Source organism: Leucobacter komagatae (genome assembly GCF_006716085.1).
GTDB classification, from domain to species: Bacteria; Actinomycetota; Actinomycetes; order Actinomycetales; family Microbacteriaceae; genus Leucobacter; species Leucobacter komagatae.
Map to the genome: position 1 here is coordinate 2,530,715 of NZ_VFON01000001.1, position 15,220 is coordinate 2,545,934.

At 59.3% G+C, this 15,220-nt stretch carries 6 protein-coding genes; 4 read left to right on the forward strand and 2 right to left on the reverse strand.

What is annotated here, in order from left to right:
* Positions 1-66 precede the first annotated feature (66 nt).
* The gene (locus tag FB468_RS11585; protein ID WP_141887481.1) at positions 67-1,290 is read left to right on the forward strand and encodes a low temperature requirement protein A; all 1,224 of its coding nucleotides are present in this window, start codon (positions 67-69) and stop codon (positions 1,288-1,290) included.
* Here the strand turns inward: FB468_RS11585 and FB468_RS11590 are convergent.
* Positions 1,250-3,751: a DUF5979 domain-containing protein gene (locus tag FB468_RS11590; protein ID WP_141887482.1), complete on the reverse strand. Its 2,502-nt coding sequence runs from the start codon at positions 3,749-3,751 to the stop codon at positions 1,250-1,252. The two genes, FB468_RS11585 and FB468_RS11590, sit on opposite strands and share 41 nt — an antisense overlap.
* A 90-nt stretch (positions 3,752-3,841) precedes the next feature.
* The gene (locus tag FB468_RS11595; RefSeq protein ID WP_141887483.1) at positions 3,842-4,189 is read right to left on the reverse strand and encodes a hypothetical protein; all 348 of its coding nucleotides are present in this window, start codon (positions 4,187-4,189) and stop codon (positions 3,842-3,844) included.
* Positions 4,190-4,439: 250 nt separating this feature from the next.
* Between FB468_RS11595 and FB468_RS17695 the strand changes: the two genes are divergently transcribed.
* From FB468_RS17695 to FB468_RS11610, 3 genes are all read left to right on the forward strand, one after another.
* The gene (locus tag FB468_RS17695; protein WP_425460812.1) at positions 4,440-4,709 is read left to right on the forward strand and encodes a tyrosine-type recombinase/integrase; all 270 of its coding nucleotides are present in this window, start codon (positions 4,440-4,442) and stop codon (positions 4,707-4,709) included.
* Between the two features lie 1,810 nt (positions 4,710-6,519).
* Entirely contained in the window at positions 6,520-8,604 is a 2,085-nt protein-coding gene (locus FB468_RS11605; RefSeq protein ID WP_170219709.1) for a helix-turn-helix transcriptional regulator, read from the forward strand.
* Between the two features lie 378 nt (positions 8,605-8,982).
* Positions 8,983-15,105, forward strand: coding sequence for a LapB repeat-containing protein (locus FB468_RS11610; protein WP_141887486.1), 6,123 nt, complete (start codon positions 8,983-8,985; stop codon positions 15,103-15,105).
* The last annotated feature ends 115 nt before the right edge of the window (positions 15,106-15,220 follow it).

Here is a 15,220-nt window from a genome sequence, read left to right on the forward strand (position 1 = left end):
TCCGCTGAGCCACAGCAATGCTCCGCTCTTGAATAGGATTCTCAGAGACAACCTGAGGAGTCGCACATGGGCGCTGCTGAACACCCCCGCCGTCTGGGTATTCCAAAGACGAGGGCGCGAGATCCGCTCGAAGTGTTCCGATCGTCGAGCCCGCTGGAGCTATTCCTCGACCTAGTCTTCGCGATTGCGGTATCGCTCTCGTCTGCGCAACTCTTCCGAGCCGAAACCAGTGCGCACATCGGTGAGGGCGTCGTGGCCTACCTCATGGTCTTCTTCGCCGTGTGGTGGGCGTGGATGAACTTCACGTGGTTTGCGAGCGCATTTGACTCCGACGACTGGCTCTATCGTGTGCTTACGCTCAGCCAGATGGCCGGGGCGATTGTGCTCGCAGTGGGGGCGACCCCAGCGATGGTCTCCGGTGACTTCGGGCTCATTATCGGCGGCTATGTCGTGATGCGGCTTGCGCTCGTTGCGCAGTGGGTCAGAGTCGCTTGTGGCCAGCCGGAATTCCGGCGCACTGCTCTACGATTCGCAATTGGTGTCAGCGCCGTCCAGGTGTTCTGGGTGTTGTTCGCGTTCGTGCCCGATCACTGGTCCAAGCCGCTATTCTGCGTGCTTGTCATCGCAGAGCTCGCCGTTCCTGCATTCGCCGAGAGCGCCGGCCAAACCCCCTGGCACCCGGGCCATATTGTCGACAGGTTCGGCTCGTTCACGCTGATCGTGCTCGCTGAGTCGGTGCTCGCGGCGACCACCGCGGCCGCGAACGCCATTGAAGAAGCAACTCACCTCACGGACTTCGTGTTGATCGGATTCAGCGGGTTCGCGCTCGCCGCCGGCATGTGGTGGATCTACTTCTCGACGGACGCGGGTGAGTGGCTGCAGAACCGACGTAATGGGCTGCCGTTCGGCATCGGGCACTACCTCGTGTTTGCTGCAGCGGGTGCGTTCTCGACCGGAATCAAGGTTCTTTTGGACTACGAGGCAGGGCGCGCGGCGGTGACCGCGGCCGAGGCAATGCTCTTGCTTGCGGTGCCGGTTGCGGTCTTCATTTTGGGTGTGTGGGCGCTGATTCTGCGGCGACACCTCACAAGCGCGCAGAGCGCATGCTTCGTGCTCGGGGCCGCGCTCGTCGCGTTGTGCCCGCTACTCGCGTTCGCGGGGGTCACTCCGCCAGTAGCGGCGCTGGTCGCCGCGGGCGTCATGGCCGCGCTCGTTGTCGTGATCGAAGTTTGGGGTGTCCGGGGCGGCTCTACACCTCGCTCCGTTTCCTCGCGAGCAGTGCCAGCGTGAAGCCACCAACCGTCAGTACCCCACCGAGCGTCGCCAGCGCAAGGAACCCTTCGTTGCCAGTCGTGACGAGGGGTGTGTTGCGGTAGGTGTTTTCTGCGGTGATCTGCAGGGGCTGTCCCGTGGCGATCTTGAAGGTGTCAGGGGTGAACGTCACGCCGGTGAAGGTGTAGCCCTCGAGCTTCGGGATCTTGATTTCTTTGAGTGTGACCGAGGTGCCAACGGGGAGGTTTGTCGGGCCGGTAACGATTGAGCCGTCTGCGGGGAGGGAGAATTCGCGGCTGGTTTCCTTGCCGTCGACGGTCCAGGACGCGGTGATTGTGAAGTGTGTTCCGGCAGGGAAGTCCTTCGCGCTCACTCCGCTAAGTGTCTTTCGGAGGTTGAACCCGTTGAGTTCGCGCTTGTACGTGTTGGTGACGGACCAGGCGATGTCGGGGTTATCGTCCGCGAGGATGGTGATGGTTTCGGCAGAGAGCGCGTTCGAGGTGAACGTGTACCCCTCCGGGGCCTCGGGGAGGTCGCCTTCTGTGAGCGTGACGACGGTTCCCTCGGGGAGTGTGACGCCGGAGGGCACTGGGGTGCCGTCTGCTGGGAGTTCAATTGTTTTGGCTCCGCCTTCCCAGGTGGCGTGGACGGGGAAGGTTGTTCCCTTGGGGAAGGCGCTCGATGGGATGCCTGAGAGCTCTTTCCGCAACGAAAACGTGCCCTCGGAAGCGAGGGGTGTGTTGTGGTAGGTGTTTTCTGCGGTGATCTGCAGGGGCTGTCCCGTGGCGATCTTGAAGGTGTCAGGGGTGAACGTCACGCCGGTGAAGGTGTAGCCCTCGAGTTTCGGGATCTTGATTTCTTTGAGTGTGACCGAGGTGCCAACGGGGAGGTTTGTCGGGCCGGTAACGATTGAGCCGTCTGCGGGGAGGGAGAATTCGCGGCTGGTTTCCTTGCCGTCGACGGTCCAGGACGCGGTGATTGTGAAGTGTGTTCCGGCAGGGAAGTCCTTCGCGCTCACTCCGCTAAGTGTCTTTCGGAGGTTGAACCCGTTGAGTTCGCGCTTGTACGTGTTGGTGACGGACCAGGCGATGTCGGGGTTATCGTCCGCGAGGATGGTGATGGTTTCGGCAGAGAGCGCGTTCGAGGTGAACGTGTATCCCTCCGGGGTCTCGGGGAGGTCGCCTTCTGTGAGCGTGACGACGGTTCCCTCGGGGAGTGTGACGCCGGAGGGCACTGGGGTGCCGTCTGCTGGGAGTTCAATTGTTTTGGCTCCGCCTTCCCAGGTGGCGTGGACGGGGAAGGTTGTTCCCTTGGGGAAGGCGCTCGATGGGATGCCTGAGAGCTCTTTCCGCAACGAAAACGTGCCCGCATCCTCGACAAAGTTCAGGCGGGTCAGGGCTCCAACTTTCGCCGGGCGACTGCGCTCGAACGCCGCGAACACCTGACACGTTTCTGAGTTGGTGAAGTGGTTTGACTGCGCCCAGCTGAGGTACTTCGATGACTGCGGGGTGATGCCGAGCTCGACGGTTGTGACCCCGGGGGTGTTGCCGGTGACACAGAGCTCCACGACCTCCGCAACATTCGGGTCGCTGCCGCGTACCGTGAGTCGACCATCCTGCAGCGTGGCATCGCCGTCGCACACGGCGACGTCCTCACCGATGGTCGTGAGCTCGATGGGTTGGTTGAACAAGTTCGTCGAGACTCGGAGCCTCGCAGTGACTCCGACAGGGAGCTCTGGATAGCCACCAGACAACGAAAGTTCGAGGAGGGGCGTTTCGGGAATCGAGGTCAAGATCTCAGCCTGGCGTTCGGCGCTCATGTTCGCGTTACACCAGCGGTTGTTCTCTCCGCCTGCCCCGAACAGGTCGCCGTCAGACACGCACCAGACCAGCATCTGCCGGGCATACCGTTCGTGAACATTCAGGTTGGACGCCCTCGTCACATCCGCAGCGGGCGGGCGGGTGATAGTGAGGTCGTTCTGCAGAATGTAGGCGATGACCCTGGTTTGAGCGGGAGTGAGCTTGTCGTTGCCGTCAAGCCATTCCAATGGTGTGACTTTCTCGGAGCCGTCCTTTGTCTCAAGACTCCCGTCTGGGCGCACGTTGAGGCAGGTGTCTTTCGCCATGTCAGTGCAGTACATCCACTCCGATACGGGCCCGCCCTCGGAAGCGACGTAGCGGGTGCCGCAGCCCGGCGCCTGGGCGGCGCGGTCAGAACGCTTGCCAGAGGAGCCGTACAGCACGGCGATGCCACCGCGGTTGTAGTTCTCGAGCTGTTGGCCGGTGACGGCTAGATCGGAGTCGGAGGGGGATGAGCCCTCACACGCGGGGGCGACGAAGGGGTCGGAAGCCGGTAGTGGCGGAGTGTCACCGTGGCTTGCTGCAAGCGCGGTGTTCGCGAGCACGGGCCCCGTGCCAGACACAAGAAAAGCTACCGCAAGAGCGATCGCTGAGAGTGTTTTCCATTTCCGCTGTCCCACCACAGGTACCCCTTTGCCTCCACTGCGTTCCCCTCCACGCTACGCGAAACTGGGCAAAAGACAAGAGATGCCTATGTGTTTGCCGAGTTGCTAGTGATCCTCCACGAGCAGCTCAAGCTCTGAGACCTCGGTGCACAGGTTGTCCATCTCGATAAGCAGTGCACCGAGCGTCTCTGGGCTTTGCGCCGCGGCGGCCTCCTTAAGCCTTCGACAGAGGTCGGCACACGCGGTCCGGGCGAGAACCGCCCTCGCTGCTCGGACGGGGTCGGGCTCGCGATCGATAGCGGCTGTGAGCAATGACGTGACCTCGCCTGCTCCGCTCAGTACCCCGTGAATGTCCGCAGCAAGGCTGCTGTCGCCCCACTGCGAGAGCGCCGGGTCGGCGGGCAGCCGCGGCTCCGGCGGAAGGCCCAGCTCGCGATTTGGGTGTGCGAGCACGGCGACTCCTCTCCTCGGCGGCAGCGGGTGCCGCCTCAGGCAAGGCTGACACTGTTTTCTGACCCAAAACGAGAGTCAAGCGCTGAGGCGCGAGAGATGAGTGGCGCGCGACCGCGGGTAAGTGGTGCGCGCTGTTCTGGTGCGCGAGACCCGGCCCAGCCCACGCGCGTTCCGCCGCGACCCGTAGAAACCAAAACACCCGGTCTGGCAGATGCCGATGTCTCCTAGGCGAGTATCTGAACTCCCGCAAATGAGCCTGCCTCCACCTTGCAATACTCACAGGCTCAGGCACATGTTTGCGACCCGAAGCTTCAACGTGTCCAAGGCTCTTGTCTCGGTTCAAGAGATGCTTGGCCATGCGTCGATTCAGACCACCCGTATCTGTGTGCAAGCGGACCTGCGCGCTCAGCGGGAAATCGTCGAGTCTGTAGCCGTTCGTTCCTACGATGTAGCCAGGGACACAGCAATCCGAGAGATGGAATCGCGCTTTGTCTCGATTGACGTTGGAGAACGTCAGTAGCGCCCAGGCATCGCAGCTAATCGTTACACTTAGCCGCAATCTTATGACCACTGCTAAGCCGTCGTAGCTAGGCTGACTTCAAACGAGGATGACCTGACCCTCAGACCATGCCGACCCAATGCGCAAGTGGCCTCAAGAGTGCCCTATTCGCGGCTATTGATTCTGCTTGTCGACGGACTCTCTGGCCCCAGGAATTCACACGCGAGCCGCTTCCGCTGCTGAGATCGGTCGCGATCGGGTAGGTGTCCGCAGTGAGCCCCCAGGCGGAGAGAATCCCGGCTTGCCGACAGCACAGCATTCTGCGCTGGCTGTTCCAAGTAGCCCGAGGTTGGGAGGCGTAGAGCCAGAGAAGGGTGTTCGGGTGCCGAAAGATGTAAACAAGCAGATAGCGGCCGCATTCCGAAAACTTCAACAAACAATTGCTGAAGTTCTCGCTGAGCAGCGAACCCTCACAGAGATGGTCAGGCGTCGTTCAGCGACAGGTCTAGAGACAAGCGACCTGTCAACGCTGAACTCCTGGGCCGAGCACGCACAGAGCGAGAGGTCTCGCCGCTTCAATGTCTTCTCGGTGATCGGTCCCGGATCGATTAGCGTTGCGGCACTCGTCCTCGCGACCATGAGTTACTTGGTGGCGGAGGATAGCGCCCGTGAGCACGAGATCACATCGGCTTTCCCTACCACGGTTACAGCGTGTGTCTCCCTCGAAGATTTTTCTTTAAGGATCATTCAATAAGCGCATCAACGGTTCAAAACACAGTGATCACAAACAATGGACGGTTGCCAATAACCATTGTGGACGTCTACGACAAAGTGGCAAAGGAACACCACTTGCAGACTTCGTTCTCCTGGACCTCGTTCTCTGGGCAGGAAACGTTTCAGGACGTGCCGGCGACGCTTGGCGTCGGCGAGGCAATTGCCGTCCGTGTCATAACTGAAGGACGCAGCCAGTCCACTCCATTGCACGTGACTCTCAACGACGGTTCGCAACAGGAACTAAACCTTGCAGACCCTGACGGTGGACGGCCCGTGTCCGTAGAGAGCGCCTTCGAGAGACTCCCCTCTTGCAACACAAGCGAATAGAGCGAACTCACGGTTTCCAACCCCATTTAGTTGCCTCGGATACCAACCTGGCTTGGATATCGCGACGGCGGGTCCAGGCCAAGCTGCCCGAGTGACTTCCCGCCCTCTAGAAATCGGGCCTGCCCAGGGCCGCGAAAAGAATATACTCGGCAAGCAGTGCTTTCGCGAGGGCCTTTGAAACGTTGAAGTAGAGTCACACCGAAAGCTTCTCTAGAGCAGCGGCAGCTACTCAGGGTCGAAGCCCCCATGTAGCACCCAGAGCCAGGAGGTTGCGATGCGCCAGGTCCCACACATTCCTCGTCCACAAGTTGTGAATACAATCCGACGCTACTTGCGTGCTGGGTACGACGTCGAGTTGCTATCGCCACGAGCTAACGGCGGCACTTCGTTTCTCAACGAGCTCCTCACTGAGTTGCGTTCTTCGAACCAGCTCACCTGTTTCCTCCCTGACATCGTTGAGACAGAACCCCTCCCGGGAACGTTGGTCTCGCTGCTCGCGGAGCGAGACCAACCAATCGTCGCCGACTCAGTGACATCACTTGAGTTGGCTGTACATATGAGTCGCGGGTTTGGCGGGCGCCCTCTCGTGCTCGTTTCCGACGGCGCTCAGGCAGTTACCCCTTTGCTCCAAGCTGCGATCGCACACTATCGCCGGAAGTCATCTCTGCAGCTTGTCGTGCTCACAGAAAGCGAAACCTCACTTGTCGAACGAGCGTCACGGGCAGTAACCGTGAACCTACCGCTCCTCAAAGTTGATGAGATCGGCGATGCCCTTGAGCTTCTAATTGATGCACCCGTCGATTCCACAACTCTCCGCCGCATCTATGCGAAATCTGGTGGTCTCGTAAAGATCGCATGCGCAATGGCTGAAGTCGCTACCATCGAGGGACGCTTGAAGCTTTTGGATGGCAGCTGGGTAGCTGTTGATGAGCTCTGGAGCCCGGGCCTCGCTCCGATGATCCGAAGCAAGGGCTTGTCGCTGGACGATACAGATTCAACGGCCCTTGAAGAACTTGCCTTGGCTGGACTGACCTCTGCCGAAAACGCAATCGATCTTATTGGTCAAGATACGCTGAGGCGGCTTGTCTCTAGGGGGGTCGTCGCAATCGAGCCGTCAGGGGCAAACCACTGGGTAACAGTTACGCCACCGCTCCTAGCCGAAATGCTCAGTCGCCAGTCGGTCATTCCCGCAATGACTTCCAAGAGCAGCGTGAGAGCGCTCTCTGGGCTTCCCGGTGCGGCAACTGGCCTGCGTCCACAAAGGGAACTGCGTATTGGCCCGTTCACTCCACAACTGTTGAGAGGCCTTACCGAACGGCGTCTGAAGGTTCTTGGCGAGACACAAGCGGCCTGGGATGCCGAGCCGTCAGGAGCAACTGCTCTCGCTTATATCTCAGTTCTGGTTAACGAGGGCGCCTCTCCGGAGAAGGTGCTTACCTTCATTGATCAGGCCTCAGATCTCATCAAATCTAGAGAGCATCGAGCGTGGATTCGAGTCTGGGAGGCACGCGTCCGGGCGTACGGCATGGGTGACCTCGAACGGGGCATCGAGCTTCTGACAGCAGTTGACGACCTCGGCGAATTTCACGGACTTGTGGATGCCGCGCGGATTCGAATGCAGTGCGATCTCGGGGTGATCCCGCCAGACGCGGAGCAATTGCTGGGAGGGGCTAACCGGCTTCCGCTTACGGTGCAACACGAGATGCAGTGGGCACTCGTCGCGTTACTCATAGCCAAAGGGCATCTGACGCGCGCAGAACAAACACTCGCGCTGATATCGAGTTCAGACCCTAATGTCTTCTCAGTGAGAGTCCAGGCGTTCAGCTCGCTCATCGCTCTCTTTCAAGGGGACTACAAGCGTGCATCCCGACTCGCCTTGTCCGGGCTCGAACGCGCTGCAGATGACCTTGATCCCGAGATGATCAGGTTCTACATTTTCGTGATTAGCCTCATAGTTGCCCTCCGCGGGCAGGGAGTCGATGTAGCCCGCATCCGCGAAACGCTAACAGGCCTTGGCGAGAAGCCGTTGTTCCCGCAAGTTTCCTACCTAGGTATCTACGTTTGCAGCATCATCATCGGTAAGGGCACACGGGCGGAACTGACGCACCTCGAGTCGGAACTTGAGCAGCTGAACACGCGTGAGTCCACTATGCCTGGAACGTCTCGGGCATGGGCAAAAGCTCGACTGGTCGCGGCTGCTGGAGCAACTGAACAAGCCGCAGACCTCTGCTGGGACGACGCACTCAGGCTGCTGGCACGAGGAGGACGACTAGCAGCCGCGTTCGTCGGAGTGCAATCACTCAAGCATGAGTTCCGTAAGGACCGCGCAGCGGCAGTCGCATCATGGCTAAGTGACATTGATAGTGAGGTGCTCGATGCTGCGCTCGCAGCGGTCATCGCGGCTGACGGTGAGGACGCGAGGGCGATGTTCGAAGTTCTCCCTCGACTTGTCGCAAGCGGGCAAATCCAGAGTGCTGTCGAGGGGTACCGTCAGCTACATGCGTTCCCTGAAACTCGAGCAGATGCAACACTGAGCGCTCGAGCACAGACAGACGAGTCTCAGTTCCTCGCTTCGCTTGAGCACGGTGGACGGGACCTCCTACGCCCCGGTACGACAATGGAACTGCTAACCCCACGAGAAGCTGAGGTCGCGCGGCTCATCGCAGCTGGACTGACCAACCGCCAGATCCAGAAAGAGCTCGTCTTGAGCATTCGCACAGTCGAGAACCACCGTGCTCACGTGATGCGAAAGTTGGGCGCGAAGACCCGCCAAGAGACCCTAGAAGCGATTCGGGCTTGGATGTCTGCTGAGTAACAGACCCAGCTGCACTGGTAGAAGTAGCCGCCACGCGCGCCGCTTCCTGCCTTGTGCATCGCGCATGTAGGTAGCGCGCCCCAGTCAACCCACTCAACTTCGAGGAAAATCTACTCACTTGTCAGTGCGTTTGCACTCTGCCACTTAATCGGTCGTAATCGAAGCGTACGTTTGAAGGGCTAGGTGGCGTGCGCGACCTCACCATTCAACGGGACGCGCCGGGGGCCTACGCCGAAGCCGCACAGGCTTCTCGTCATTTCCGCGCAAGACTAAACGCACTCACTGCGTTCGCCTATGCCACGGCACGGTTCTATCCTCCGGGCGGAACAGGTTTCGTTGTCGCGGGGCAGTAGATTACGAAGGGATACAGCACAGCACATGGTTGACCAACCACAGCTCAAACAATCCCCGTGGGGTGGTCGCAAGACCCTCTGGCGGGTGCTCGGGGGTGTCCTCGCGGGTGTCCTCGCAATTGGCGCCCTTCCAGCCGTAGCACAGGCAGCAGAGAGTGAACCGAACCTCGCCACTTCCAACGACAACCGTACCGAGGTTAGCTTCGGGGACGAGATTCAGTACCAGGCCCAGATTAGCGTGCCGGGCGGAAGTTCAGTCAAGCCTGGCTCGGTGCTCACCATTACCTTCCCCGAAGAAGTGCAGCTTAAGGCGTACGACAAGACAGCTACTGCCGCAATGGTTAGGGCTCCACAGATTGACATGGCGAAGCGGACCTTCACGATTACATGGAAGGAGCTGCAGGCGGGAGCCCTGCAGTCGTTCCCGTTTGTTGGGACTCCCTCGGCGCTCACGAAGGCCGACTCAACGTTCCAGATCACCGCGACCCTCGTCGGTGAAACTGGAGCAGGTGAGCCGTTTGAACTCAGTTCAGTGAGCGAGTCGATTGTGGCGCTCGGCGATTGGGATGCCGAGCTCGTGCAGCCTGGTGGCTGGAAGCTCCCGAATAAGAACGCCTGGTCAGGTCAAGTCGGACAAACCGGCAACGCGACGGCATCGACGATGACGAAGGTAGTGGGCATGGGCGATGGGTCGTTTGCGGATCTTCGTTTCCGCATTGACCTCACTGATCCAAGTGCAACAATTCCTTCGGTTGACTGGATCAGTAACCCCTACTTGCGTGACAATGACCTGCGAACAGTGCTGCAGCGGGACGCAGACGGCATCGTTGTGAGCCACGGCTCGATGACCATGAAAGACATTCCAAGCCTGCAGTATGTGTGGGGCTTCCGAGCGAACATTCCGGGGCAGGAGCCTGGCGTCTACACTGCACCGATTGAACTCTACGACGTGCGAGCTGACGGCACAGAGGTGTCGGTCGCAAAAAGTACGCTTGAGCTGACGTTGACGCCAAAGACTGCAGCGACGGTCGACTACTTGAGCAAAGCTTCACGCCACGAGGTCGTCCCGGGGGAAGCGGTGAGCCATCGTTTCGCCACGCAATACAAGATTGCAGACGAGCTCAAGGATTTCGCGGTCACAGTGCCTGTCCCCGAGGGCACAACGGTTGAGTCGTTTAACTCTGCCCGTGCCGCGAACCTGATGCTCGCAGCAAAAGTGGAGTATTCAGCGGACGGCACGACTTGGACAGTATTGCAACCGACAAACCCCGCGGCGTGGTCATTTGCGGATGTTGCCGATCGGGAATCGATTCGGTGGGTGCGAGTCACTCAGACCGACCGAAGCCAGACTTTTTTCGAGGGCCAACACAGCCTTAACCTACGGGTCAAAGAGGACGTGGCTCCCGGCACCGAGCTCACAATGTGGGTTGACTCTGTGACATTCTTCGACCCAGCTGAAGGCGAGATTGTCTCGGCAGCTCCGAAAGACTCAACGACGGTGAAAACCGTTGCCGTTGCAGAGCACATGGGAGTACCCCAGATTGCGGCACAAACGGTGTTGCAAAATGGACGAACGAATGGGTTCGACGCGCCTTACTACAACGGATCAGAAATTCGACAAGATCTGCGGCTGGCCTCCTACGGAAGCGTAGCGTTGCAGGATCCATACCAGTTTGTGGTGGTGCCCAAGGGCATGAGCGTTGAGAGCTACACCTCCGCAACGAGCCCGCTTGGTGATGGCAGCTGGGAGGGCGTGATCGCTTCGACGATAGGGGCGAGCTCGCACCTCAGCGGGCGTTACACAGTGCCGTTCTACTCGGGTGCTCAGGTGCCAACACAAGCAGACTCGATCGGTTCACATACACTCACCGATGGATCGACGCTCTACTACTGGAAAGCTACGGGCGTCAAGCTTGTGGGTAGCGGCTCTGAAGCTACCCTAGGTGGTGGTGAACTCTTGCTGACCGACCTGAAATTCAAGTTGAATTCCGTCGTTTCCGGTAACCATCAGGTCATCGTCGGATCGGGATCGTCGACGGATGACACATTCGAGATTGCCAAACGACACAATGCCTTTTCAGAGGCCCGGCTAGATGATCCTGCGTCATTCGGGGCCTATGCTGACCAGTCAGCGGAGGCGCTAGAAGTGCTGCGAGGAATCGGTATTTCGACAAACAACGCGCTGTTCCAGACCAAGAATTTCAGTGTTCCTGGCAAGGACGAGATATCGGTTTCATCAGCGATTCAGGGGTCGGAAGACAGCGAACCGATCACGGGTAACGGGGTGGCGACGTCAAAGATTGGCTCTCTCGTCGATTACCAGATCAACGTAACAAATCAGGGCACTTTCTCCTACGAGGGTTTTCAGTTCATCGATGTATTCCCGTTCGAGGACGATACATATACCTTGAGTCCCGGCACGCCGCGCGGTTCGGCCTATGATCTGAAGATCGTACAGCGGCCCGTACTGAAGCTCAATGGCAGGCCCGTTGATGCGCTCATTCAGGTGTCGGATTCGACAACACCACCGAGGTTCGACGCCCAGGGCAACGCTGTGGCCAGCCCTGACGGAAGCGTGTGGCGCGACTCCGCGGGCGGCGTTGCGGACGCAAAGTCGCTGCGAGTGACCCTTGCATCCGGAGTGGTTTTTCGCCCCGGCGATACACTCTCGCTTGATTACGTAGCACAGGTTCCCGTTGACGCTAAGCGCGGCGGGGTGCTTGCAAACAACTCGGTTGCCTACAAGCTTCACCGTCCGGGCTTCGCCGCTGGCCTTGAAACGTCTGCTGGCAGCGTACAGGTGCCGGCGGTGACCGGCGACTTTGAGCTGGGTGGCCAGATGACAGATACGTCTGGTGTCGGCTTGAACGGTGATGTCGAGCTGCACCTCTACAAGCTTGACGAATCGGGCGTACCCAAGCCGCACAACGGGATGGTATCCCAGCCAGGCCCCACTTCAAGCGGCAACGGATACTGGGGCTTTGTTGGCCTCGACCCGAACGAGACCTACCTCGTAAAACCCGTCGTCACAAACGACAACTACGAAATTGACCCGGCACTGCTTGAAAACGGATTCCTAAAGTACGACTACCGTGGGGCGGCGTCTGACAAGGCGAACCGTGACGTCGATGTTAGTGCGTTCAACGGGAAGAGTGCGTTTGAACTCAGTGACGCGAGCGGGGCCGTAAGCCAGTGGCTGCTCGACGTGAATTTCGCAATGAAGGTATCGACCGACATTACTGGCGACTTGATCTTCGTTGACAAGGATGGAGTAGCGCTCGACGGCGCAGCGACATACCTCGATGGCTGGACTGTCGAACTACGAGATAAGCAAGACAAACTCGTCAAGTCCGTTAAGACGACCGCTGAAAAGGGCGGTGCGTTCGAATTCATTGGTCAAGAACTATTTGCCGGGAAACATACGCTCAAGATTGTTCGGCCAGACGGCACGAAGTTTGACTTCGCGCCCGCGGGCCAGCCTGAAGAGTTTGACCCGGTCACCGGAATCTACACCCAGGAGAACCTCGTACCGGGCACCGGAATCATTGGTGTGCACGTGCGCGTGACCGACCCTGTCGCCCCAAAGATCATTGATGGCCCCACAGCAAACTCGACGTGGAACCCGACGTCGGTGTCCCTCGCTTCGACAGACGGCGAGACAAAGGTCACGCACTACGTTTGGGCTGTCACCGGTCCAGGGGACACTACTCGCTCGGGTACGGCTGCACGAGCAGACAGTATCAAGTTGCCGGCCACCCCAGAAGACGGCGACTATGTCTTCACTGTTCAGGCACGCGATTTCGCGGGCAACCTGTCTACCCCCGCGAAAACTGAGTTTAAGGTCGACAAGACTGCACCGACGCTCACCGCGAGTGCCGAGGTCGTGTATGACAAGGGCTCCCCTGCCCACCCAACTACCGCTGCAAAGTGGGTAGAGCTGTTCGCCGCAAAGGCAGACGACGGGCAAGGCATTGGCGCGAAGGCCGTCTCGGTCGACACCTCGAAGATTGACACTTCTAAGATCGGCACGTACGACGTAACGTTCTCGGTGTCTGACGAACTCGGAAATGGTGCGACATCGTTCACCTCGAAGTACGTGGTGAAGTACGTGACCGATCCGGTAGTAACGCTAACGACTCAGGACCTCACGTGGGAGATGGGCACCGAACCGTTGTCTGCGGAATCTGCAGTCGAGAAGTTCGGCGCAACTGCCTCTGTTGCAGACGGCTCGACCGCGAGCCCTGTCTCGGCAGACATCAGCGGAATCGACTGGGGAACGCTCGGTGACTACCTCGTCACGTTCACAGTAGCCGACTCCGAGGGGCACACCTCGGAGCCTGTCACCGCGACGCTCCACGTCGTCGACACCATCGCGCCACAAATAACGACTGCGACTGACTCGCTCTCCTGGAGTAGTAGTGAGGCACAGCTTGGCACCGAGCAGGAGTGGATCGCGGCCTACACGGCTGCGGCGAGTGACTCCGGCTCAGGACTGAGGGGCCTGTCGGTCGACTTCACCAAGGTGAACTACAACAAGGCGGGTACGTATCCCGTCACGTTTACGGCTAAAGATAACGCGGGAAACTCCTCAACAAAGAGCGTCTCGTACACAGTCGCCTACGCTGGAGACCCAACCGTCAAGCTCGAACCTGAGGTCTTCCACGAGCTCGGGGACAACAAGATCTCCGGTGACGGCGAGTGGAAGAAGACCTTCAGCCTGACCTCGACAGCTGGCGAGGGGGCAACTATTACGTCAGAGAAGGCCAACGCCGAAGCTGTTGATTTCACTGCGGAAGGGTCATACCCCGTCGTATTTACCGTGACCGACAGCTTTGGCAGTAAGGCTACTGCGACCGGTACGTTCACGGTGCGCGACACAACCCCGCCGACCGTGAAGCTCGACAAGCCTGCGCGGAAACACGCGGCGAGCCAACCTGACCCTGTCTGGTCTGCAGCAGACTTCGCGGAATTCTTTGGCGCGAAGGCGAACGACGGAAAGGGGACGGGTGTGGACGCGGACTCTTGGACCGTCGACGGCAGCATCGATTGGACAACTGCGGGCACATATGAGGTCTCTCTCAGCGTCACAGATCGGGCCCAGAGCCCGAACGCTTCAGAGTCGGCTGTGGGCACAATCACTATCCAGGCGCCGCCCGGAGTGAATGATCTCACCCGTAAGATCAGTGAGGATACCACTCACACTATCGATCCAGCCAAGCACCTCTCCAGCGAAGGTACGCTCGAGAGTCTTGCCAACGGAGACCTAGCTGTCTCCGGTGGCGGACAAGCCAAGATGGAGGATGGCAAGGTCGTCTATAGCCCGGCTGAGGGGTTCGTGGGCATCGAAACCGTGCAAGTTACCGTCACCGATGATCTCGGACAGCAAAGTGTCTGGACGATCACCTTTGACGTGCGCGCGAAGCTAGCCCTAGTCGACCCAGAAGCGTCAAATCTCTGGTATGAGACAACCGTTGACGGCGCACTCACCATCGCAGCAGCGGATGTGCTCGCACTGGTGACTGGCGAACAACCAGCGCTCGCGAGGGCCACGGCCGACAATGGGTTCCACGGTAGCCTCGAGATGACCGACGGAGGAGATATTGCATTCTTCGCCGATCAGACTGATTGGTTCGGCGGGCAATCCTTCCTCGTCTCGGTGGTCGACGAGTTTGGCAACGAGCTCGAGATCACTGTGGGCATAGGTATCCATGCGGTCGAGATGAGCGTCGACAATACCGAGGGTTACGCCGGAGAGACCGAGTTCACTACTGAGCTCGCGAACCTGGTGCCTGGCAAGCATTACACGCTGGAGTTCCGTTCAGAGCCGGTCACTGTAGCGGAGTTTGTGGCGGATGCGGATGGTCTTGCGACCGTGACGTTTACCCTGCCCGCTGGCGCAGCGAAGGGTGACCACACCCTCGCCGCGGTGAACTGGAATGGTCATGATCGCGCTGTTGCCAAGGTGACAGTACTTGAAGACGATCAGGTGGTCATCACGCCGCCTGCGAAGCCAGAGCAACCAAGTGAGATCTCGAGCACCGGAGGTACACTTCCGATCGGTCTCATCACGGCAGGCGTTCTCACCCTATTCGTGGGAATCGCGCTCGTACTGCTTCGTCGGAGAATGCGAAAGGAGTCAGCGCACTAACTGAGTGGGAACGGGGTGGCCGGGGAAGCACTAGCTTCCCCGGCCACCCCGTTCTTTCTTTCCGGCCAGCCGGCCACTAAAAATCCGGGATATCGGCGAAAACGTGTGGATGGAA

Excerpts from the sequence above, each read along its gene's own strand:
- FB468_RS11585 (WP_141887481.1), top strand. The coding sequence starts at position 67 with ATGGGCGCTGCTGAACACCCCCGCCGTCTGGGTATTCCAAAGACGAGG.
- FB468_RS17695 (WP_425460812.1), top strand. The coding sequence starts at position 4,440 with ATGAGCCTGCCTCCACCTTGCAATACTCACAGGCTCAGGCACATGTTT.
- FB468_RS11610 (WP_141887486.1), top strand. The coding sequence starts at position 8,983 with ATGGTTGACCAACCACAGCTCAAACAATCCCCGTGGGGTGGTCGCAAG.